Annotated in this window: 20 protein-coding genes; 9 read left to right on the top strand and 11 right to left on the bottom strand. The window is 41.5% G+C overall.

Translation table 11 applies throughout. The features are described from left to right. Positions 1-12: 12 nt before the first annotated feature. The 5 genes from ABZP26_RS08755 to ABZP26_RS08735 form a co-directional block, all read right to left on the bottom strand. Positions 13-1,737 (bottom strand): proline--tRNA ligase, encoded by a 1,725-nt coding sequence (locus tag ABZP26_RS08755; RefSeq protein ID WP_013464992.1) that lies wholly within the window; start codon positions 1,735-1,737, stop codon positions 13-15. A gap of 129 nt (positions 1,738-1,866) precedes the next feature. Continuing rightward, complete coding sequence (gene tsaA / locus ABZP26_RS08750; RefSeq protein ID WP_013464991.1) at positions 1,867-2,571, bottom strand: tRNA (N6-threonylcarbamoyladenosine(37)-N6)-methyltransferase TrmO; 705 nt, start codon at positions 2,569-2,571, stop codon at positions 1,867-1,869. Between the two features lie 172 nt (positions 2,572-2,743). After that, on the bottom strand, positions 2,744-3,313 hold the full coding sequence (locus ABZP26_RS08745) for an outer membrane beta-barrel protein (protein WP_013464990.1): 570 nt from the start codon (positions 3,311-3,313) through the stop codon (positions 2,744-2,746). Between the two features lie 250 nt (positions 3,314-3,563). After that, on the bottom strand, positions 3,564-4,028 hold the full coding sequence (locus ABZP26_RS08740; RefSeq protein ID WP_013464988.1) for an acyl-CoA thioesterase: 465 nt from the start codon (positions 4,026-4,028) through the stop codon (positions 3,564-3,566). Positions 4,029-4,129: 101 nt separating this feature from the next. Next, on the bottom strand, positions 4,130-5,776 hold the full coding sequence (locus ABZP26_RS08735) for an electron transfer flavoprotein-ubiquinone oxidoreductase (protein ID WP_368484816.1): 1,647 nt from the start codon (positions 5,774-5,776) through the stop codon (positions 4,130-4,132). A gap of 219 nt (positions 5,777-5,995) precedes the next feature. Here ABZP26_RS08735 and ABZP26_RS08730 point away from each other — a divergent pair, with 219 nt between their 5' ends. The 3 genes from ABZP26_RS08730 to ABZP26_RS08720 all read left to right on the top strand — a co-directional run bounded on the left by ABZP26_RS08730 (position 5,996) and on the right by ABZP26_RS08720 (position 8,939). Next, entirely contained in the window at positions 5,996-6,745 is a 750-nt protein-coding gene (locus ABZP26_RS08730) for an electron transfer flavoprotein subunit beta/FixA family protein (RefSeq protein WP_013464986.1), read from the top strand. Beyond that, a complete protein-coding gene (locus tag ABZP26_RS08725) occupies positions 6,746-7,672 on the top strand; it encodes an electron transfer flavoprotein subunit alpha/FixB family protein (RefSeq protein ID WP_013464985.1) in 927 nt (308 codons plus the stop codon). It begins immediately after the preceding gene. Between the two features lie 187 nt (positions 7,673-7,859). After that, on the top strand, positions 7,860-8,939 hold the full coding sequence (locus tag ABZP26_RS08720; RefSeq protein ID WP_016900370.1) for an acyltransferase family protein: 1,080 nt from the start codon (positions 7,860-7,862) through the stop codon (positions 8,937-8,939). A 57-nt stretch (positions 8,940-8,996) separates the two neighbouring features. Here ABZP26_RS08720 and asnS read toward each other — a convergent pair whose 3' ends face one another. Continuing rightward, positions 8,997-10,394 (bottom strand): asparagine--tRNA ligase, encoded by a 1,398-nt coding sequence (gene asnS / locus ABZP26_RS08715; protein WP_013464983.1) that lies wholly within the window; start codon positions 10,392-10,394, stop codon positions 8,997-8,999. Between the two features lie 291 nt (positions 10,395-10,685). On the opposite strand from asnS, the gene ABZP26_RS08710 reads away from it, so the two are divergent. Beyond that, positions 10,686-11,120, top strand: coding sequence for an AAA family ATPase (locus ABZP26_RS08710; protein ID WP_013464982.1), 435 nt, complete (start codon positions 10,686-10,688; stop codon positions 11,118-11,120). Positions 11,121-11,177: 57 nt separating this feature from the next. Here the strand turns inward: ABZP26_RS08710 and ABZP26_RS08705 are convergent, their stop codons facing one another. The 5 genes from ABZP26_RS08705 to bioA all read right to left on the bottom strand — a co-directional run bounded on the left by ABZP26_RS08705 (position 11,178) and on the right by bioA (position 17,042). Further along, positions 11,178-12,188 (bottom strand): ABC transporter ATP-binding protein, encoded by a 1,011-nt coding sequence (locus tag ABZP26_RS08705; RefSeq protein ID WP_016900368.1) that lies wholly within the window; start codon positions 12,186-12,188, stop codon positions 11,178-11,180. Positions 12,189-12,201: 13 nt separating this feature from the next. After that, positions 12,202-13,701, bottom strand: a complete 1,500-nt coding sequence (locus ABZP26_RS08700) for an iron ABC transporter permease (RefSeq protein ID WP_013464979.1) — start codon at positions 13,699-13,701, stop codon at positions 12,202-12,204. Further along, positions 13,701-14,747, bottom strand: coding sequence for an extracellular solute-binding protein (locus tag ABZP26_RS08695; RefSeq protein WP_033103420.1), 1,047 nt, complete (start codon positions 14,745-14,747; stop codon positions 13,701-13,703). The genes ABZP26_RS08700 and ABZP26_RS08695 overlap by 1 nt, the downstream gene beginning before the upstream one ends. After that, entirely contained in the window at positions 14,748-15,560 is an 813-nt protein-coding gene (locus tag ABZP26_RS08690; protein ID WP_096038914.1) for a hypothetical protein, read from the bottom strand. It abuts the gene before it with no gap. 180 nt (positions 15,561-15,740) lie between these two features. After that, a complete protein-coding gene (gene bioA / locus ABZP26_RS08685; RefSeq protein ID WP_368484815.1) occupies positions 15,741-17,042 on the bottom strand; it encodes an adenosylmethionine--8-amino-7-oxononanoate transaminase in 1,302 nt (433 codons plus the stop codon). Between the two features lie 95 nt (positions 17,043-17,137). Here bioA and bioB point away from each other — a divergent pair, with 95 nt between their 5' ends. The 5 genes from bioB to htpX all read left to right on the top strand — a co-directional run bounded on the left by bioB (position 17,138) and on the right by htpX (position 21,908). Beyond that, complete coding sequence (bioB, locus tag ABZP26_RS08680) at positions 17,138-18,178, top strand: biotin synthase BioB (protein WP_368484814.1); 1,041 nt, start codon at positions 17,138-17,140, stop codon at positions 18,176-18,178. A gap of 55 nt (positions 18,179-18,233) precedes the next feature. After that, complete coding sequence (locus tag ABZP26_RS08675) at positions 18,234-19,388, top strand: aminotransferase class I/II-fold pyridoxal phosphate-dependent enzyme (RefSeq protein WP_368484813.1); 1,155 nt, start codon at positions 18,234-18,236, stop codon at positions 19,386-19,388. Then, positions 19,385-20,203, top strand: coding sequence for a methyltransferase domain-containing protein (locus tag ABZP26_RS08670; protein ID WP_096038439.1), 819 nt, complete (start codon positions 19,385-19,387; stop codon positions 20,201-20,203). The genes ABZP26_RS08675 and ABZP26_RS08670 overlap by 4 nt, the downstream gene beginning before the upstream one ends. A gap of 18 nt (positions 20,204-20,221) precedes the next feature. Then, a complete protein-coding gene (gene bioD, locus ABZP26_RS08665; protein ID WP_096038438.1) occupies positions 20,222-20,905 on the top strand; it encodes a dethiobiotin synthase in 684 nt (227 codons plus the stop codon). 139 nt (positions 20,906-21,044) lie between these two features. After that, complete coding sequence (htpX, locus tag ABZP26_RS08660; protein ID WP_368484812.1) at positions 21,045-21,908, top strand: protease HtpX; 864 nt, start codon at positions 21,045-21,047, stop codon at positions 21,906-21,908. The last annotated feature ends 27 nt before the right edge of the window (positions 21,909-21,935 follow it).

Raw genomic sequence — 21,935 nt, 5'->3', positions numbered from 1 at the left:
TTAATTTTAAGCTTATGCATTAAATTGATTTTTGATTGTTTCAATCGCGCTATCAATATCTATCATTAGCTTTTCACCAGTGCGGCGGTTTTTAAGTTCTACCTTGTTTTCATCAAGGTTACGCTCACCAATTACAAGTGTGTAAGGTACACCGAGTAATTCCATGTCGTTAAACATAACACCAGGGCGCTCTTTACGGTCATCAAATAGCACATCTAAACCTGCATCTTTCAAACCTTGATATAGATTATTAGCAATATCAGGGATGCGATGCGATTTATGCATATTCATTGGCACAATTGCTAAATCGAAAGGGGCGATGGCTTTAGGCCAGGTAATACCGTATTGGTCATTATTTTGCTCAATGGCAGCGGCAACTACGCGCGATACACCAATACCATAACAACCCATAGTCATTGTTTGGTTTTTACCCGATTCGCTTAATACACCTGCTTTCATTGCTTCTGAGTACTTAGTACCTAGTTGGAAAATATGACCAACTTCAATACCGCGCTTAATTTGCAACGTGCCTTGACCACACGGGCTAGGATCGCCCTCAACAATATTACGGATATCAGCAACCTCGTAGTCTGTTACGTCGCGATCCCAGTTAATACCACTAAAGTGCTCATCGTCTTTGTTGGCACCAGCTACAAAATCAGCCATTACATTCGCGGTTCTATCAACAATAATTGGCATGTTTAAGCCAACAGGGCCTAAAGAACCCGGTTTTGCGCCAATGGCAGCCACAATATCTGCCTCGGTTGCCATTTCTAATGGTGCAGCAACCAGTGGGTGTTTTTCAGCTTTAAGTTCATTAAGCTCGTGATCGCCACGCAGTACTAGTGCAACTAAGCCACGTTTTCCGTCTTCATCAGGGGCGCCATAAACAATCAGTGTTTTAACACCGCGATGTGGTTTTACACCATAGTGTTTTTTCAGCTCATTAATTGTTTTAGCATCAGGCGTTGGGAATGCTTTTAGCTCTTTGCTTGCTTGTGGGCGCGATTCAGTTGGCGCTAGCGCTTCTGCTTTTTCAATATTAGCGGCGTAGTCACTAGCATCACTAAAGGCAATAGCGTCTTCGCCAGATTCAGCAAGTACGTGAAACTCATGCGATACACTACCGCCTATAGAGCCGGTATCAGCAATAACAGGGCGGAAATCAAGGCCTAAACGTTCAAAAATATTACAGTAGGCTTTGTGCATAACTTGATAAGTTGCATCTAAACATTCATCGGTTAAATGGAATGAGTAGGCATCTTTCATAGTAAATTCACGAGCACGCATAACACCAAAGCGCGGACGACGTTCGTCACGTACTTTAGTTTGTACTTGGTACAAAGTAATAGGCAGTTGCTTGTAGCTGTTAATTTCTTTGCGGACAAAATCGGTGATCACTTCTTCATGGGTAGGACCCATAGCAAATTCACGATTGTGACGATCGGTAAAGCGCATAAGCTCTGGACCAAACTCACTCCAGCGGCCCGATTCTTCCCATAAGTCAGCCGGTTGAATTACTGGCATTAGCATTTCAATTGCGCCTGCTTTATCCATTTCTTCGCGTACAATGTTTTCTACTTTTCTAAGCACACGTAAACCAGAGGGTAGCCAAGTGTATAAACCCGAAGCGACGCGACGGATCATTCCGGCTCTAAGCATTAATTGATGCGATACAATTTCCGCATCTGATGGCGTTTCTTTAAGTGTAGCGAGTATATATTGACTAGTACGCATGTTTTTTCCGAAATAGAGTAATATGTTCTTTTAATTAAGGCGCTCAGTTTACCAGCGGATGCATTGACACTAAAGCGCTAAGTGATTTTTTATCGCATTTTATAGCCATAGCAGGGTTTTAAAGTTAGTTTAACTGGGCTCTATATGAGTAACCAGATGATGAGAGTCAGTCACTTGCCAGGTAATGTTGTATTCATACAAATTCATACCATAACTTTGCATGCCTTGTTTTTGCTTTTTATACGCTGGGCGAGGATCTTGTTTTAGCACATTGCTGATAAATGCTTGTAGCTCAGGATAGTGGCTTTGTTTATTTATAAATTCCAAAGCTTGCTCACTAAATTCAACACTCATTTGAGTTTCTGGACGCGTATCGGCAAATCCAGCGCTTGCATCAGGTAAAGCGTCTGAATAGGGCAAATAAGGCTTAATATCAACAATAGGTGTACCATCAAGTAAATCAATACCGGCGAGCAATAACGCTAACTGCCCATTTTTGTATTCAATTCCCTCTAACTTAACAGCACTCATCCCTATAGCGTTAGGTCTGAATGTAGCGCGTGTGGCAAAAACGCCTTTACGTTCATTGCCACCAAGGCGCGGCGGGCGCACCATTGCTGAATAGCCTTTATCCGCGGTTTCATGAAAACGAAATAACAGCCAAATGTGGCTAAATTCATCTAAACCACGAACAAATTCTTCACGATTAAAATCTGGAGCAAAAATAAGTTTAGCTTTTGCTTCTGGCACTAATCGAGGTTGTCTAGGAATGGCAAACTTTTGTTTATACGGTGATTGAATATGGCCAATAGCCGAAATCTGATAATCGCTCATAATGCTCGCTAACAAATAAAATAGGTGGGTATTCTACCTGTAATTACCATTGGTGGCATTAGCTTAATATAATCAGCATAAAGAGAGTTTAGACTGATTGGTTTAAATGTGGAATAAAAAAGGGCAAGGCTAAACCTAGCCTTACCCTTACATTGCAACTATTGAGTTGTTATTAAAACATATATTGGAAAGATACTGACGCAACGTCCATTTCTGGATCAATATCATCATCTAATTCGTAACGCTCATACTCTAAACGCACTTGCATATTGGTTGTGAAAGCATATTCAATACCTGCACCATAAAATACGTCACCACCGTCTTGTGATACGCTAACGCTGCCTACTGGTAGTTCTTGAGTTAAATCAGCATCCCATTCAAACCAACCGCCTTTTGCATAAACAGAAAAATCTTCAGTGATTGGCGCTGCAAAACGCGCTGCTAGTGATACCCCATCAATTTCTGCTTTACTGTCTATGTCACTCACTTCATCAAAATTTTGATAGGCAAGTTCAAGGCTTAAATGTTCATTAAATTGAGTGCCGATATAACCTTTTAACATTTGCGCGTCGTCATCGAAATCGGTGTCGTTTTCGCTATCTTCAAACTGAAATGAATATTGGCCGTAACCAATACCCGTATAAATACGTGGAGAGTCCATGTCGGTAACATCAGCCTGTGCTGCTGAATTAAAACCCAGTGTTGCTAAAGCAAGTGCAGAAAGAGAAAGTGTTTTAATCATTGTATAGCTCCTTTAAAAAATAAAATCTAATGTTCGATAGATTCATCAAACGTCGATTTACTAATTGCAGTGAACATGCCAATAATTTTTTTGTTTAATATTTGCTCTTAAAGTGTGTTTATTGAACTTTTTTGGTGGTTTTAGTACGCAAAACATTCAACTGTTAAGCGTACTGTTAATTTGTAAAAAAATAAAAATTGTAGAATTTACAGCTTGTTGTAGTTTATACATACCTGCAAAAGGTACCGAATTAGACTTGATAAAGTAAGTTTTCTGTTTCTATCGCTATTTGTTTCATTTTAATGGCGTAATTTTCTAGCTTTTTATCTTCGTCAGTAACAGATGTGAATTCAGGAACGGCAACAGGGTAACCCGTCTCATCCATAGCAACAAAACTTATTACACAATGATTAGTTTCAACTAAGTTTTGGGTTTTAGGGTCGCCACAGCGTACTTGAATGAAAATTTGCATACTGGTTTTACCAGTGTGTGCAATTTTGGCTTCCACTTCAACAATTTGGCCAACCAAAATAGGACGGCTAAACTTAACGCCCGCAACCGATACGGTTACGCAGTAATGACCGCTCCAACCTGCAGCACAGGCATAGCCTGCTTGGTCAATCCACTTCATGACCACACCACCATGCACCTTTCCACCAAAATTTACATCGGTAGGCTCTGCTAAAAAACGAAAAATTACATTCGACGACGCCATAACACACTCTCATTTATTCATATTACTTAACAGCATAGCGCAAAAAAGGGGCCGAAGCCCCTGCAATTTAGGATAAGTTTATAATTTCTTTAGAAAGGTTGTTACATATTGGGGTAGTTAGGACCGCCAGCACCTTCAGGAGTGACCCAGGTGATATTTTGGCTTGGATCTTTAATATCACAGGTTTTACAATGCACACAGTTTTGCGCATTGATCACAAAGGCTTGCTCGCCTTCGACTTCTTGTACTTCATAAACGCCGGCAGGGCAGTATCGCTGTGCAGGTTCATCAAATTTAACTAAATTTACCTTAATCGGAATTGATGCATCTTTGAGTTTTAAATGACACGGCTGCGATTCTTCATGATTAGTGTTTGATAAAAATACCGAAGAAAGCTTATCAAAGCTGAGTTTGCCATCAGGCTTCGGATAGGCAATCTTTTCAGCTTGATCAGCGTCTTTTAAAGTGGCGTGATCGGGTACGTTATCTTTAAAACTAAACGGTAGGGCACCCTTAAATATGTTTTGATCAAGGGTGTTGTATGCACCGCCTGCAAATTTACCTAATGTATGCATTGCAGGGCCAAAGTTACGAGATTGATACAGCTCTTTATACGCCCATGATTTTTTAAACTCAGCAGTGTACTGGGTTAAATCAGTGTTAGCTAAATTGTTTTGTAGCGCATTAAAAATGACCTCAGCGGCTATCATGCCTGACTTCATAGCCGTATGATTACCTTTAATTTTTGCAAAATTAAGCGTGCCTGCATCACAGCCCACTAACAAGCCACCCGGGAAATGCATTTTAGGCAAAGAGTGTAAACCGCCTTTGGCAATGGCGCGCGCACCATAAGCAATACGCTCACCCCCTTCGAGGGTGTTTTTAAATACCGGGTGGTGTTTTAAGCGCTGAAACTCATCAAATGGGCTTAAATGTGGATTTGAATAATTTAAATCAACAATTAAACCAACCACCACTTGGTTGTTTTCGCTATGATACATAAAAGCACCACCGCCAGTATCGCCACTCAATGGCCAACCGGTTCCGTGAAATACTTTACCAAGCTGGTGTTTAGATTCATCCACTTGCCAAATTTCTTTAAAGCCTAAACCGTAATGCTGTGGCGAGCTTTCATCGTCTAAAGCAAACTGATTGATCAGTTGCTTACCTAAATGGCCGCGACAGCCCTCAGCAAATACCGTGTATTTAGCACGTAACTCCATACCCGGCATGTAACCGTCTTTTTCGTCGCCGTTTTTATCCAGCCCCATATCACCGGTAATAATGCCTTTAACAACATCATCTTCAATAATAAGTGAATGAGCACTAAAGCCTGGAAAAATTTCAACGCCTAAGCTTTCTGCTTGTTCAGCAAGCCAACGACATACATTCCCCATAGAAACAATGTAGTTACCGTTATTATGAAATGTGTTTGGGGTTGCAAAATGAGGGATAGAGGTTGCTTTTTGTCCGTTATTAAACCAATAAATTTCATCGCTTTGGACTTTAGTCGTAACAGGCGCGCCCAATTCTTGCCAGTTTGGCAGTAGCTCATCCAATGCTTTGGTTTCAAAAACAGCACCCGATAATACATGCGCGCCCACTTCAGAGCCTTTTTCAACCACACAAATCATGCACTCTTGTTGTTTTTCTTGTGCTTGCTGTGCGAGTTTAATTGCTGTTGAAAGCCCAGCAGGGCCTGCCCCTACAACAACAACATCAAATTCCATGGTTTCGCGTTCAATCATAATAACCTCTTTATCTATGACGGACTCACTTTTGCCCTGTAGGCAAAAAGTAAGCTAAGCAACCTGTTATTTTGTGATGCAAATTAAACGTTACAGGTTGTGAATAGTTTAAGGTTATTTTAGGTTGACGTTTACGTCAACAGGAAGTAGTCTGATTTCATAAAATAAATAGGTTGACGTATACGTTAGCTTATAGGTTTAAATAATTATGGAGTCCCTATGAAAGTTCTCGTACCAATAAAAAGAGTGATTGATTACAACGTAAAAGCTCGCGTTAAACCTGATAACAGCGGTGTTGATTTAACAAACGTAAAAATGGCAATGAACCCATTTTGTGAAATTGCGGTAGAAGAAGCAATTCGTTTAAAAGAAGCGGGTACTGCAAGCGAAGTAGTTGTTGTGACTATTGGCGCTAAAGCATCACAAGAGCAATTACGCACAGCACTTGCCCTTGGCGCTGATAAAGCGATTCATGTTGAAACCGAGCAAAACCTAGAATCTCTCCATATTGCAAAGTTACTTGCTAAAGTGGTTGAGCAAGAATCTCCTGAGCTGGTTATTTTAGGCAAGCAATCTATCGATTCTGATAATAATCAAACGGGCCAAATGCTAGCAGCATTAACTAATCGCGGCCAAGGTACATTTGCTTCAAAAGTTGTTATTGAAAATGGCAAAGTGAATGTAACCCGCGAAGTTGATGGCGGTTTGCAAACTGTTGCACTTAATTTACCCGCGATTGTAACCACCGATTTACGTTTAAACGAGCCTCGTTATGCGTCGCTACCTAATATTATGAAAGCTAAACGTAAACCGCTAGAAGTTATTGCGGCTGATTCGTTAGGTGTCGATTTAACACCGCGTATTGAAGTCGTTCGTGTAGAAGAACCAGCAAAACGCAGCGGCGGCATTATTGTTGAAGACGTTGCACAGCTTGTAGAAAAACTTAAAACAGAGGCAAAGGTGATTTAAATGAAAACTCTTGTAATTGCAGAGCACGATAACGGTGCCTTAAAACCAGAAACCTCAAAAACCATTAATGCCGCTAAAAAATTAGGTCTTGATGTCGATGTATTGTTAGCTGGCATAAATTTAGGTGCGATGAGTGAGTCACTTGCGAGCATTGAGGGTGTTGCAAGTGTATTACTTGCAGATAACGCGGTGTACGAACATCAACTCGCTGAGAGCATGACAGATTTAGTGTTATCACTTGCAGATAACTACAGCCATATTGTGGCAAGTGCCACAACGACAGGTAAAAACTTTATGCCGCGTGTTGCCGCATTATTAGATGTTGCACAAATTTCAGAAATTATTGATGTTATTGACGCAGACACGTTTAAACGCCCAATCTATGCGGGAAATGCCATAGCAACGGTTAAATCACTCGATAATAAAAAAGTGATCACCGTGCGTGCAAGTAGCTTTGATTTACAAGGCGAACAAGCACCAGCTAATGTCACAACCTTAGATACGGTCTCTGATTCACAGTTAAGTAGCTTTGTAAGTGTTGAGCAAACTGAATCTGAACGCCCAGAGCTCACCGCAGCTGATGTGGTTATTTCAGGTGGTCGAGGCATGCAAAATGGTGAAAACTTTGCGCTACTTAATGGTATTGCCGATAAACTGGGAGCTGCAATTGGCGCTTCACGTGCAGCGGTTGACGCAGGCTTTGTTCCTAACGACATGCAGGTAGGTCAAACAGGTAAAATTGTAGCGCCTAATTTATATATTGCCGTAGGTATAAGTGGTGCCATTCAGCATTTAGCAGGCATGAAAGACTCAAAAATTATTGTGGCCATTAATAAAGACCCAGATGCGCCTATTTTCCAAGTGGCTGATTACGGTTTAGTTGCTGATTTATTTGATGTATTACCTGAACTTGAACAAGCTTTATAAAGTTTAATAACCACAGCATTATATAAAGTTAAATATTCTGATTTAAAGCCGCCGTTTCATTCTTGATTCTGCGGCTTTTTTAATTCAATAACGCCACTTATCTAAATTACTTGCGCTTGGCTTTTTTTTATAACAAAGTGACAGCGTTGTCATTTGTAGTCATACAAATTATTAAATAGGAGCCAAAATGACAAGGTATAAAGCGCTTGATGCTATGCGAGGGTTAACCATCGCATTAATGATACTGGTAAATACACCGGGTTCGTGGTCCCACGTGTATGCCCCTTTACTTCATGCCGATTGGCATGGGTGTACACCAACGGATGTAATTTTTCCGTTTTTCATGTTTATTATTGGCTCTGCGATGTTTTTTTCATTTAAAAAAACCAACAGCACAGCTAATGCAAGCCAAGTGTTACGGCTGATAAAACGAGGAGCAATTATTTTTGCTATTGGCTTAGCGTTAAATATGTATCCCTTTACCACGAGCATTGAAAACTTAAGAATACTGGGCGTATTACAGCGAATAGGCATTGCCTATATTTTAGCGTCTATCTGTGTATTGTTACTCAACAGGCGAGGGGTGATCAGCTTATCGGTTGTTATTTTAATTGCATATTGGTTACTGCTTTTAAGTGTTGGTCCTAATAATGCGTATACACTAGAGAATAACTTAGTTAGAACGGTTGATATAGCGGTATTAGGTGAATCGCATTTGTGGCAAGGTAAAGGATTAGCGTTTGATCCAGAAGGGCTTTTGAGCACCTTACCAAGTGTAGTAAGTGTTTTATTTGGCTTTGAGGTTACCCGTTTACTTACCAGCTCTAGCAGTCAATGGACAAGTATTAAGCGTTTGTTGGTCATTGGGGTTGTTGGTATCGCTTTAGGGCAATTAGGCTCGCTGATTATGCCAATTAATAAATCGCTTTGGACCAGCACCTTTGTTATTTACACCTCAGGGATTGCCTGTATTGTACTGGCCTTTTTTGTGTGGCTTTGCGACATAGTAAAACCCGAACGTCTTGTTAATCCATTAATTGTATATGGCTCGAATCCGTTGTTTATTTATGTGTTATCGGGTGTGTGGGTACTGAGCTATTCACTGGTTAATATTGGCGAGCTAAACTTGGGGGATTGGATGTATGAGCAACTCGCTTTAGTTATGAGTGCTAAATTGGCATCGTTCACCTTTGCTTTATTACATGTTATTGGCTTTTGGTTAATTTCAAATATGCTTTATAAGCGAAAGATATTTATAAAGATTTAGGACAATAAAAAACCAACCCTTAGGTTGGTTTTTTTATTTAACGTTACAAAGCGTGGCTTAGTACGTTGCGCTGCCTTTAGTACGAGGGAATGCAATTACATCACGTACGTTACCCATACCGGTAACATAAGCAACTAAGCGCTCAAACCCTAAACCAAAGCCAGAGTGTGGCACGCTACCGTATTTACGTAGGTCGCGGTACCAGCTGTAGTCTTCTTTATTTAAGCCCATTTCGTCAAGGCGTGCATCTAATACATCAAGACGCTCTTCACGTTGTGAACCACCAATGATCTCACCAATGCCAGGTGCTACTACGTCCATAGCCGCAACAGTTTTGCCGTCTTCGTTTTGACGCATGTAAAATGCTTTAATATCGCGCGGGTAGTTTTTAATAACAACCGGTGCTTTAAAGTGTTCTTCTGCTAGGTAGCGCTCGTGCTCAGACTGTAAATCTACACCCCATTCAACAGCGTACTCAAATTTCTTGCCACACGCTTTTAGAATCTCTACAGCGTCTGTGTAATCAACTTGTGCGAAGTCTTTTTCAACAAATTCTTCTAAACGGCTAATGGCTGTTTTTTCGATACGTTGAGCAAAAAACTCCATGTCGTCACGGCGTTCTTCAAGTACGGCTTTAAACACGTACTTAAGCATGTTTTCAGCCAATTTTGCGATATCTTCTAAATCAGCAAACGCAACTTCTGGCTCTACCATCCAAAATTCAGCTAAGTGGCGAGATGTATTTGAATTCTCTGCACGGAACGTAGGACCAAAGGTGTAAATTTTTGACATAGCAGATGCATATGTTTCACCGTTTAGCTGGCCAGATACCGTTAGGAATGCTTCTTTACCAAAAAAGTCTTCGCTGTAATCAATTTCGCCTTTATCTGTCATTGGCAGGTTTTGCATATCAAGGGTTGATACGCGGAACATTTCACCCGCACCTTCACAGTCACTGGCTGTGATGATTGGTGTACTGATCCAGTAAAAGCCTTGCTCATGATAAAAACGATGAATCGCTTGTGCTAAGCAGTTACGTACACGCGTTACTGCGCCAATCATGTTGGTGCGCGGGCGAAGGTGAGCGTGCTCACGTAAATACTCAATGCTGTGGCGCTTAGCCGACATTGGGTAAGTATCTGGATTTTCAACCCAACCTAACACAGTCACTGAGTTAGCTTGAATTTCGAAAGATTGCCCTTGTCCTGCTGATTGTACTAATACACCGGTAACCGACACAGAACAGCCTGCTGTTAAGCTTGTAACTTCATCATAATTATTCAGTGAATTAGGAACTACCGCTTGAATAGGATCAAAACACGAACCGTCATGAACGGCTAAAAATGATATTCCTGCTTTTGAATCGCGGCGTGTACGGATCCAGCCTTTAATGGTTACTTGGCTGTCTACCGCAACATTGCCTTTTAATAGCTCTGAAATCGCTAAATGGCTCATCTTCACTCCAATGATATAAGTTGCCTAACTATATAAATTAATTGTGCGTTACTCATGCATTTATGTATGTAAGGTCACTGCACTTGAACCTTGTATAATACCTAGTAAAGTAAAATAAAAAAACTGTTGTGGGCAACTCTTTAAAAGTTTTTAGTCATGCGCGGTTTTTTTAACCAGTTTTTAGTGTTAAATGGCCACTATTACCATTTGTTACTCTGAAAATTCATCAATTTGTGGCATTATTAGTAAACAAACCAAATTTACGTTTACCATTAATAAAAAATGGATGCTATGAAACAAGTTTTTATTTTACGAGGACTGCCAGGCAGTGGTAAGTCATATTATGCGCAAAATCTCGCTGACGAATTATCGGGCGCAGATGAAAGCAATTATTTTATTTGCTCAACAGATGATTACTTTGTAAACGAGCAGGGTGAATATCATTTCGATAAGTTTAAATTATCGCAATATCATAACCTAAACCTAGCACGTTTTATTAACGCGTTAGCACAAGGTATTGAACTGGTTATTGTTGATAACACTAACATTAAAAAATGGGAATTCATTGCCTATTCGCAAGCAGCGATAGCTTTAGGGTATCAAGTAAAAGAAGTGATTGTTGGTGAAGTAAAAGACAAATCAATGCAGCACTTATATGCCAAGCGCAACAGCCATAACATACCGCTTAAAACCATTAGTAAAATGGCCTACATGTTTGAGTGGTAATTATAAGAAAAGCCCAAAATTAGGGCTTTTTCATAAAACTACTCGTGTTATTACGCGCTAGCTTTTAAATGCCGCCAATGGGTGAGATGTACTGAGCGAAACATGTACCTTGTCACCTGGGTGTACAACCACTTCATGGCTTACTCGGCTAGTTACCACGGTTTCGCATGCAAGTTTAACCGCGCATAAACGGCTACCGCCTTCAAAGCGTACCCAAATTACTTCACCATTATTACCAATACTGCTTTGTACTAATAATACATCATCTGGACGAAGTAAAACATCTACCTCTCCAGTGTCACAATCAACGCCGTTTGCAGGTACATTACCAATATCGGTAAGCGCTTGGCCGTTATTTAGGGTTCCTTTTATAAAGCTGGCTTCACCTAAAAAGCGGGCCACAAAGCGGTTGTTTGGGGTACTAAAACACTGCTCTGGGGTGTCAATTTGTTGTATTTTACCGCCTTTTAAAACACCCACACGATCGCCCACCGAAAGCGCTTCTTCTTGATCGTGCGTTACCCAAATTGCCGGTACACCAGCTTCTTTTAATGCGTTACGGATATCCCAACGCAACATATCTTTTAAGGCAGCATCAAGGTTAGATAACGGCTCATCAAGTAATACAAAGTCAGGTTGGTGGGCAAGGGTACGCGCTAATGCTACGCGTTGCTTTTGCCCGCCTGACAGTGTGGCTGGTTTTTTATGCCTAAATGCATCTAAACCAAGAAGTTTTAGCCAGTGATCGGCAGGGCTGCTGTCTTTAAGTTTAAAACATACGTTTTGTTCAACTGTTAAATGAGGGAACAACGCAAAGTCTTGAAACACCATACCTACGCTGCGTTTTTCAGGCGCCACAGTATGCTTTGGTGTCGCTGTCCATTTAGCCACTTTAATTTCACCCTCGCTAATTGGCAAAAGCCCCGCTAACGCTTGTAAAATAGTACTTTTTCCGCAACCTGTTGGACCAACAAGCATTAATATTTCGCTTTCACCTAAGGTGAAATTTAAATCGCTAACAACACGATTACTGCCATAATCTATAGACAACTGACTTACAGATAGCATTTTTTATAAATCCTTAATGTTCAAACTGGTTGCGTTTTTCGCCAGACATCATAATAGCTAAAGCACCCGCAGAAATCACCACCAACAATAAGCCAGGAATAGCGGCACGGCCAAAATAACCGGCTTCGTAAACACGCCATAAGTAGGTAGATAGCGTTTCAAAGCCAGTGGGGCCTAATAAAAGTGTGGCTTCTAATTCGCGCATTGACTCTAAAAAGACCAAGGCGCCACCTGCAATAATACCACGCATAGTCAGGGGTAAAGTAATACGCGTAAAGGCTTCGCGCGGGCTTGCGCCTAATACCCGCGCTGATTTTACCAAGCTTGGGTCAAGATGCTCGGTGCTGGTACGCACAGAACCTACCGCAAGTGGTAAAAAACGTAGCATATAAGCAATAATCAATAAGCCCAGCGTTTGATATAAAAACGGTAGTTGTAAGCCGCCATACACAAGCGCTGTGCCCATAACAATACCCGGAATACCAAAACCAAAGTAAGTAACGCGTTCCATTACTTTACCGGCCTTACCACTTAAAGCCGCATGGGCAACCGGAATGGCAACAATAACTGTAACAATAGCGGCAATGGCTGAAGCGTAAGTTGAATGCCAGGCAATACTAAAATCAAACGAGCTAAAGCCATCACGCACTAACCACAAAGTAAATACTGCTAAAGGTAGGCCAATAGCGAGTAATAAAATAGGCGCAAAGGTGGCAAACATAGCGCCTAGTTGCCATTTTTTAGGGAATAAAATAAGCGAACGACCTTGACGCTCTGAGGCGGTTTTTATCTGTGATTCAATCATTAATAAAAAGCCAACAATCACCATCAGTTGCAGTGACAACATAGCCGCACGGCTTAAGGCAAAAGCATTGTATTCCACATAAATAACACGGGTAAACGTATCTAAGCGCATCATTGCGGGAGTACCAAAGTCAGATAAGGTATACAGCGCAACCAATAATGACCCTGCAGCAATGCCATTTATTACGCGGGGTAAAATAACTTTAAATACGCTTTGCGTCATCGACATACCCAGTGTGCGAGCAGCGTTGACCATACTGGCATCTAAACTAAGTAAAGACGAACGGGTAGTCATCATAACAAACGGAAAAGTATACAAGGTCATGACAATGGCGGCTCCCGTTAACCCATACATAGAAGGGGTTTCAAAACCAAGTAAGTTGTTTATTTCACCGCCGGGACCAAATGCAGCATAAAGCGTAAAAGCGCCAATGTAACTGGGAATAGCAAGCGGGGCTGCAAACACCACCAGCCAAAACTTTTTAAACGGTAACTGCACATAGGCGCTAATGAATGCCAAGGGCACACCAATTAAAATTGAACCTAATACAGTTAATCCCATTAACGACAGGGTATTGCCTAAAATAGTTAAATTATGGCTATCAAAAAAAGAGCTTGCGTCAGAGGCAAGCGTAATTAAAACAAAAATAGGAGTCAGGGTCACTAGCGCTGCAAGCAGCGCCATTGGGTAAGATGTAGGTATTCGCATTATAAAACGCCGCTGCTGCGCATTAAATCTATAGTTGGGCGTAAATCAGCCAACTGGGTTAAATCAATTTTAGGTGGCGAAATACTGGTTAATTTTGGCAATCCATCGGGTTGAGTAATGCCATTAACTAGTGGGATTTCATAGGCTTCGCTTGCTAAATAACTTTGCACTTCAATGCTAAGTAAATAGCGCATAAAGTTGATTGCCAGTGGGTCTTCAGATAACGATAAAATACCTGAAGCGTTAACTAAACACCCAGCATCATTTTGCGTAAAGGCTAAATCAAGTTTTGCATCTGGCTTACCTGATTTTAAGCGCAGCGTGTAGTAATGATTAGCAAAACCAATGTCTACTTCACCACGTTCAACGCCCATTACCACACCGAGTTCACCTGCGTAGGTTTTAGAACGTTTTTTAACTTTTTTGAGCCACTTAGCTGTTTTATCATCACCTTCTAAAAGTCGCATAGCAGTTATAAACGATTGAAAAGAAGCATAAGCAGGCGCCCAACCAATACTTAAATCACTGTCGGCTATTTCCATAATGCTTGTTGGAATTTGCTCTTTGGTTAAACGCTCAGTATTAAAAGGCAAAGTACGAATACGGCCAGTAACAGGTGCCCATTCATCGTATCTAAATTGTGGCTGTAATTGCGCTGATAAATCACTCGGCATGGGCTTGGCAAGGCCGGCATCGGTAACTAAACCAATTGCCCCAGAGTCGACTGCCCAAAATAAGTCGGCACGTTTTACCCCTGCATTTGCTTCGGCAACAATGGTGTTGGCAAGCGCTGCGGTAGGGCCGCGACGAATGGCAAGGTCAAGATCAGGGTTCTTTTTTTGAATGGCTTGTAATACGTTTTCGTATAAGCCACCTTCACCACGGCCTAAATAAAGCGTCAATGCACCTTTTAATTTAGGCAATGTATCAACAGACACGGGGTTTGCAATAGCAATATCAGCGGCAAAAGCGCGTGAAAGCGATAGCGGTAAAGCACCCGCTACCCCTAACGCAGCTAAGCCTTGAATAAAGGTTCTGCGTTTCACTTAAAATACATCCTTACGTGCTTTTTCTGCTTTTTCAATCAGCGTTTGAGCGCGGCTTAGTTTGGTTTGCATATCAACAACCACATCACGAACTTCATCAACACTTTTATTATTAGAAATTGCTTGTGGAAGTGTTACGTTAAAGTCTTTTTCTAGAACTTCTACTAACTTCGCGTCTTGTTCAATTAGTGTACCTTCAACACCTTCAAATAAATGTAGGTAAGTATCGTGCACTATGTTGGTGGCTTCATCGCTTAAACGTTCTGCGTATTTAGCGACCACTCGGTCTAATTTATGTTTAATTTCGTCGATAGTCGCACTTTGCGTCATTTCTTTAGTTGCTGTAGCTTTTACGCTATCTAATAACCCTTTTTGTTGAAACTTAGCCGCCAGTTTAACTGCGCCTAATCCTTGCCATAGGGCATTATTCATTGCTTGTTGTTGTTTGCGTACTTCTGACGCTGGTTTTTTATTATCGATAGCCATTTTTATGCCATACAAACCTTGCCAAATAGAGGCATAGACAGGCACGTAATTAGTTTCTATTGCGCTGTGGAATTTAACTGATTCCCAGTACTCAACCAAATCATCACTATTGACTGCTTTTGCGCCTTTTTTCTCGTAATCGCTTACCATGGTATCGACTTTAGAGATCATCCATTCAACGTCTTCATTGTAAGTTTTTAAATTAGCTTGAAGGTGATTAACATGCTCACCAATAGGGCCATTAGCAAATACAGGTTGTGCAAAAATCGCAGAGGCGAGTAAAAAACTTGCACTTAATGTCTTGGCAGGCTTAAGTAATATTTTCATAGCAAGTGAGTCCATAAATGTTATTGTAAATGATAGGCATTATCATATCCCTAAAGATCACTCAGATCAACACACTAAATGACAGGTCAGGGCTAAAAATACCAATGTTTTGGGACGAATAGGCAGCAAACTAATTATTTGCATAAATTTTAACGTAACCCTTAATAATAGTTAACCTATCTATACGTAATGTTTACCTTTTATGGCGTTATAAATAGCATCACATAAAGCGCGAATACTGTTTTTGTCACTTATATACGGTGGCATTAGATAAATTAGCTTACCAAAGGGGCGTATCCATACTCCTTGAGATACAAAATAAGTCTGAATTTTAGCGACATCAATGCTACCAGCCTCTTCTGTAAGCTCTACTACGCCAATAGCTCCTAAAGTACGTACATTCGCTACGGCGCTGAGCGCTTGGCATTTATGCAGCTGCTGTAATTGAGTATTTATTTCGCTGATACAGTGTTGCCAGTTTTGGCTTAGTAATAAATCAATACTGGCGCAAGCAACAGCGCAGGCCAGCGGATTTCCCATAAATGTAGGTCCGTGCATCAAAACCCCAGCTTCTCCTTCGCTGATTCCTGTGGCTATTTTGTCGCTAGTTATGGTTGCTGAAAGGGTCATTGCGCCACCAGTCAGCGCTTTACCTATACACAGTATATCGGGCTCTATATTGGCATGCTCTACAGCAAACAATTTGCCGGTGCGGCCAAATCCGGTGGCAATTTCATCGCAAATAAGCAGCACATCATATTGAGTGCAGAGCTTACGCACACAGGCTAAATACTCACGATGATAAAAATTCATCCCCCCGGCGTTTTGCACAATAGGTTCAATAATAAACGCGGCGACTTGCTGGTGGTGCTTTAAAAAATAGCTTTCGAGTTCATCGGCCTCAGCTTGATTAAACGCACTATTAAATTGGCTAATAGGGGCAGGCACAAAAATATGCTCAGGCAAAAAACCAGCGTACAAACTATGCATAGAATTAATAGGATCGCACACACTCATCGCTGCAAACGTATCGCCATGGTAGCCTTTAAACGGGGTCATTAATTTTTGTTTTGTTGTAACCCCTTGGCTTAACCAATATTGCAGCGCCATTTTTATGGCTACTTCAACACTTACTGAGCCACTGTCGGCTAAAAACACCTTTGTTAATCCCTCTGGCGTTATCGCTACCAGCTTTTTACAGAGCTCTACTGCCGGTTGGTGGGTTATGCCACCAAACATTACATGGCTCATTTTATCTATCTGGGCGTGCATCGCTTCATTTAAAACCGGATGGTTATAGCCGTGAATAGCACTCCACCATGAGGCCATACCGTCAATGAGTTGTTCGCCCGTTTCTAAGTGAATAAGGTTGTGACTTGCATTCGTTACGGGGTAAACCGGAATAGGTTGAGTCATTGAGGTGTAGGGGTGCCAAATGTGCTGACGATCAAAATCAAGGTCTATCGTTTGTTTATTAATCATATGTAAACTTTAACTAAGTGGGCTTCGTTGACAATGGTACGGCAATACGTATTCTAAGCCAATAACACCAAGAGCAAAAAATAAAAGAGAGTATTATGGAGCTTGCAACAGTTCGACACGATTGGACCCACAGTGAGGTGAAAGCCTTATTTGAAATGCCATTTAACGATTTATTATTTAAAGCCGCCTCTGTGCATCGCGCTAATTTTAATCCAAACGAAGTACAAATTTCTACGTTGTTATCTATTAAAACCGGTGCCTGCCCAGAAGACTGTAAATATTGCCCGCAATCGGGGCATTACAAAACTGATTTAGAACGCGAGCGCTTAATAGAAGTAGAAAAAGTGGTAGAGCAAGCACGGTTAGCAAAACAAAAAGGCGCCACTCGTTTTTGTATGGGGGCTGCATGGTCAGATCCAAAAGACAGAGACATGCCATACATTTCGCAAATGGTAAAAGAAGTAAAAGCCCTTGGCCTTGAAACCTGTATGACTTTAGGCATGTTAAATAACGAAAAAGCCCATGAACTGCGCAGTGCAGGGCTTGATTACTATAACCACAACCTCGACACTTCACCTGAATACTATGAGCAAATTATATCAACTCGTACCTTTCAAGACCGCCTTGATACTATAGGCAATGTGCGAGACGCTGGTATGAAAGTCTGCTCCGGCGGTATTGTCGGTATGGGTGAGCAAGCAAGCGACCGCTATGGCTTATTAATGCAGTTGGCTAATTTACCCCAGCAGCCCGAAAGTGTGCCAATTAATATGCTAGTAAAGGTAAAAGGAACACCGCTTGAAAACGTTGATGACTTAGACCAGTTTGAGTTTATTCGTACCATAGCCACAGCACGTATTATGATGCCCAATAGTTACGTACGTTTATCAGCAGGACGCACTGCTATGAACGAGCAAATGCAGTCAATGTGCTTTTTTGCCGGTGCAAACTCTATATTTTATGGCGATAAACTTCTAACTACCGAAAACCCAGAAGCCGATGCCGACATGCAATTAATTAAAAAACTCGGGATGAACCCAGAAACACGCCACGATTATTCTGATGAAGCCGTTGCTGCGTCTTTGTCATCGCAAGTGGCTGATAAAGCAACCTCAGAATTGTTTTACGAAGCGTAAAGTGCTCAGTACTATGCTAATGGTTTAAAGTATCGCGTTGAAGGTTAAAGCATTTATGTCATTTGAATTTATAAACACCCATTTAGATGAACGCAAAGCACAGCAGCTCTTGCGTAAACGCTATGTAGTGCAAAGCGCAACGGCGCGCACTATTACGGTTAATGATAAAACCTACCTTAACTTTGCGAGTAACGATTATTTAGGGTTTGGCGATTCGCCGGTGGAGTTAACCAGTGCGCCATTACTCGGTAGCCACAGTTCAGCATTAGTGACGGGTTATCAACAACCACAGCAAGCGCTTGAGCAAGCTTTATGTAGTGCTTTGGGTTATGAAGCAGGCATGTTGTTTAATTCGGGCTTTAGCGCAAATAGCAGTGTGATTAAAGCCTTGTTTCAAGATAAAGCGACAGCGCAACACAGTGCGATTTTTCAAGATAAACTCAATCACGCCAGTTTAATTGATGGCGCATTACACGCCAACGCCGCGTTAATACGCTTTAACCATAACGATATAAACCATTTACGCTCACGGCTAGAAAAATCAAAAGCGCGCAATAAGCTCATTGTGTCTGAGGGTGTGTTCTCCATGGATGGTGATACCGCGCCAATTAAAGCGCTATTTACCTTAGCAAAGCAGCATAACGCCTGGCTAATGATAGACGATGCCCATGGTTTTGGTGCTTTAGGAAAATCGGGGCTAGGCAGTTGTGAAGCCTTAATTGCAGCTGACACCTTGCCCGATATTTTAGTGATCACCTTTGGTAAAGCGGTTGCTAGTAGTGGGGCGTGCGTATTAGGTTCGCAGCATTTTATAGATTACATGCTGCAGTTTAATCGTGTTTATACCTACTCAACCGCTATGTCGCCGTTTATTGCCTCTCATACTTTGGCGCGTATTAAAAGCATAAGAGACGCCAACGACAGGCGAGCTAAATTAAACGCTAATATTGCGCTATTTAAATGCTTAGCAAAAGAGCAGCACATTGCGTTAATGGACTCTAACACCGCGATTCAACCAATTGTTTTAGGCTGCGCCGAGCAAACGTTAAAAGCCAGTGAGCAACTAAAGCAGCAGGGCATTTGGCTAACGGCTATTCGCCCGCCAACTGTTTTACACAATACCTCGCGTTTGCGTATTACCTTAAGTGCAGCCCACACCCATGAGGATATAAAACAACTCGTTGGTGGTTTACAAAAGGTTATTTCATGATAAGCCCGCAGGCAATTAAAACTAAGCCACTTAGCCCTACAACTGTGTATTTAGCGACTCGGGCTTTAAAAAAAACCACAGCGCATAACTTTTCAAAAGCAGCAAACAAGTATAGCCAGCATGCTAATGTGCAAAAACAAGCGGCAAATGATTTATTTAAACTCATTAGTGCAAACCCTAATAAGCTCTGTGTTGACCTAGGCGCAGGGCCGCTTGTTAATACTCAGGCTTTAAGGACATTATTTGGCCAAGTTGTTGCCATAGATTTGAGTTTTAACATGCTAAAAAGCAGTAATTTAAACACCCCAAAACTGTGCGCCGACATGGATAATTTACCGCTGCAAGCTAACAGTATTGACGTGCTATTTAGTAATTTTGCGCTGCAGTGGTCTGCTAATTTAGAAGCCTTAATGCACTCGCTTTACCAAGCATTAAAACCAGGCGGGCAAGCCTATATTAGTACGGTTGTTGCAGGGTCATTAAACGAGATCAAAACCGCCTTTGCAGTGCTTGATTCACATAATCATATTAATCAGTTTGCAAGCCATAATAATATAAACCAATCGGTCGAAAAGGCCGGGTTTAAGATAAACGCATCAAAAAAAGTCATTTATACCGATCAACACAGCAGTGCATTAGCGGCTATAAAATCGATTAAAGCCATTGGTGCCACCACACAAAATCATGCAACAAGTCGTCGTGGTTTATTAACCAAATCAGCGCTGCAAAAAGTATGTGATGCCTATCCGATTATAAACAATAAAGCCCATGTATCTTACCATGTAGTATTGTTATCATTAGAAAAAGCCCAGTAAAAATAATAAGGCCATGCCATGAACCAGTTTTTTATTACCGGTACCGATACCGACGCCGGTAAAACTCATGTAACCAGTTTGCTGTTAAAGTTACTCGCGCAACATAAAAAACGCGCAATAGGTTTTAAGCCGATTGCCTCTGGGTGTGAAATGGCGTTTGAGCAGCTCGTAAACGCAGATGCACTAATGCTAATGGAAAGTGCCACAGTCAGTGCTAAATACGACATAATTAACCCATTTGCATTTGCGCCGCCAATAGCTCCGCACATTGCTGCAGATCAAGCGGGACTAAACATAACAGTAGAAAAGCTCAGCACGGCTTATCAACATGTTAAGCAGCAAGGTGCCGATTACCTGTTAACCGAAGGCGCGGGCGGCTGGGCATTACCAATTAATAACAACGAATATTTATACGACTGGGTAAAAGTAGAGCAACTACCCGTAATATTAGTGGTGGGGATGAAACTAGGCTGTATTAATCATGCTTTACTCACTGCTGCACACATGCAAAGCTTAGGGATTAATTGTGTAGGGTGGATTGCAAACCAAGTTGATGCCACTATGGATGAATACCAAGCAAACCTAGATTCACTGAAAACACGTTTACCATTTCCACTGCTTGCTATAAGCCCCTATACCGAGCAAACCCCTAAATTACAAATTTATAAAACCCTGCTTGAAAAATTATCGATAAATCCATAAATAACCCTTGTGTTGTGACATAGTTTGTCACAGAATAGCGCTGACGTTATGACATAGTGTGTCATAACGCAGTGATTGCTCAAAGCCGATCAAACATAGTAAATCGCTCAGCAATAAATGTTATTTTTGGAGAACTCGTATGAAACGTGTATTTTTGTTTTTATTAACTAACCTCGCGGTTATGTTGGTATTAGGTGTGGTGCTTTCAATAATAATGAGCGCGCTGGGCTTAAGCCATCGTAGCCTTGGCGGAATTTTACTAATTGCGACTGTATTTGGTTTTGGTGGATCGTTTATTTCGTTATTTATGTCGAAATGGATCGCAAAAAAATCAACCGGTGCGCAAGTGATCACCCAACCTCGTACCGAAACCGAACAATGGCTGGTAAGCACTGTGGCTGCTCAAGCTAAAAAAGCCGGTATTAACATGCCAGAAGTGGCGATTTACGACAGCCCAGAAATGAACGCGTTTGCAACGGGCCCGAGTAAAAATAATTCGCTGGTGGCGGTAAGCACAGGTTTATTACACAACATGACCCAAGAGCAAGCCGAGGCAGTGCTTGCCCACGAAGTATCGCACGTGGCTAATGGCGACATGGTAACGCTAACGCTTATTCAAGGTGTGGTTAATACCTTTGTTATTTTTGCCGCTAAAGTGCTGGCGGGCATTGTAGATAATTTTATAAATAGCGATGAAGAAGAGGGCGGCAGCAGCTGGACTTACTTCTTATTCGATATGTTATTCCAAATATTATTTGGCGTACTGGCAAGCATAGTGGTTGCCCATTACAGCCGCAAACGTGAGTTTGCAGCCGACAACGGTGCAGCTCAGTTGGTAGGCGCAAACAAAATGCGTTCAGCCCTTGAGCGATTAAAGCAAAACCACCCATCGCAATTAGAAGGCTCAATGATGGCGTTTGGTATTGCCAGTGGTAAAGGCATGGCTGAGTTGTTTTCATCTCACCCACCGCTTGACGCACGTATAGACGCACTACGTCGTTAAAAAAATTCAAGTTTTTCACAGTACTTG

The organism is Pseudoalteromonas sp. SD03, from assembly GCF_040937955.1.
In the GTDB taxonomy this organism is placed as follows: Bacteria; Pseudomonadota; Gammaproteobacteria; order Enterobacterales; family Alteromonadaceae; genus Pseudoalteromonas; species Pseudoalteromonas tetraodonis.
This window is presented reverse-complemented; position numbering and strand designations above follow the sequence as displayed.

Excerpts from the sequence above, each read along its gene's own strand:
- ABZP26_RS08700 (WP_013464979.1), bottom strand. The coding sequence starts at position 13,701 with ATGCGAATACCTACATCTTACCCAATGGCGCTGCTTGCAGCGCTAGTG.
- bioD (WP_096038438.1), top strand. The coding sequence starts at position 20,222 with ATGAACCAGTTTTTTATTACCGGTACCGATACCGACGCCGGTAAAACT.
- bioB (WP_368484814.1), top strand. The coding sequence starts at position 17,138 with ATGGAGCTTGCAACAGTTCGACACGATTGGACCCACAGTGAGGTGAAA.
- ABZP26_RS08755 (WP_013464992.1), bottom strand. The coding sequence starts at position 1,737 with ATGCGTACTAGTCAATATATACTCGCTACACTTAAAGAAACGCCATCA.
- htpX (WP_368484812.1), top strand. The coding sequence starts at position 21,045 with ATGAAACGTGTATTTTTGTTTTTATTAACTAACCTCGCGGTTATGTTG.
- ABZP26_RS08675 (WP_368484813.1), top strand. The coding sequence starts at position 18,234 with ATGTCATTTGAATTTATAAACACCCATTTAGATGAACGCAAAGCACAG.
- ABZP26_RS08705 (WP_016900368.1), bottom strand. The coding sequence starts at position 12,188 with ATGCTATCTGTAAGTCAGTTGTCTATAGATTATGGCAGTAATCGTGTT.
- ABZP26_RS08710 (WP_013464982.1), top strand. The coding sequence starts at position 10,686 with ATGAAACAAGTTTTTATTTTACGAGGACTGCCAGGCAGTGGTAAGTCA.
- ABZP26_RS08725 (WP_013464985.1), top strand. The coding sequence starts at position 6,746 with ATGAAAACTCTTGTAATTGCAGAGCACGATAACGGTGCCTTAAAACCA.
- ABZP26_RS08670 (WP_096038439.1), top strand. The coding sequence starts at position 19,385 with ATGATAAGCCCGCAGGCAATTAAAACTAAGCCACTTAGCCCTACAACT.
- ABZP26_RS08720 (WP_016900370.1), top strand. The coding sequence starts at position 7,860 with ATGACAAGGTATAAAGCGCTTGATGCTATGCGAGGGTTAACCATCGCA.
- bioA (WP_368484815.1), bottom strand. The coding sequence starts at position 17,042 with ATGATTAATAAACAAACGATAGACCTTGATTTTGATCGTCAGCACATT.
- ABZP26_RS08745 (WP_013464990.1), bottom strand. The coding sequence starts at position 3,313 with ATGATTAAAACACTTTCTCTTTCTGCACTTGCTTTAGCAACACTGGGT.
- ABZP26_RS08735 (WP_368484816.1), bottom strand. The coding sequence starts at position 5,776 with ATGATTGAACGCGAAACCATGGAATTTGATGTTGTTGTTGTAGGGGCA.
- asnS (WP_013464983.1), bottom strand. The coding sequence starts at position 10,394 with ATGAGCCATTTAGCGATTTCAGAGCTATTAAAAGGCAATGTTGCGGTA.
- ABZP26_RS08690 (WP_096038914.1), bottom strand. The coding sequence starts at position 15,560 with ATGAAAATATTACTTAAGCCTGCCAAGACATTAAGTGCAAGTTTTTTA.
- tsaA (WP_013464991.1), bottom strand. The coding sequence starts at position 2,571 with ATGAGCGATTATCAGATTTCGGCTATTGGCCATATTCAATCACCGTAT.
- ABZP26_RS08740 (WP_013464988.1), bottom strand. The coding sequence starts at position 4,028 with ATGGCGTCGTCGAATGTAATTTTTCGTTTTTTAGCAGAGCCTACCGAT.
- ABZP26_RS08730 (WP_013464986.1), top strand. The coding sequence starts at position 5,996 with ATGAAAGTTCTCGTACCAATAAAAAGAGTGATTGATTACAACGTAAAA.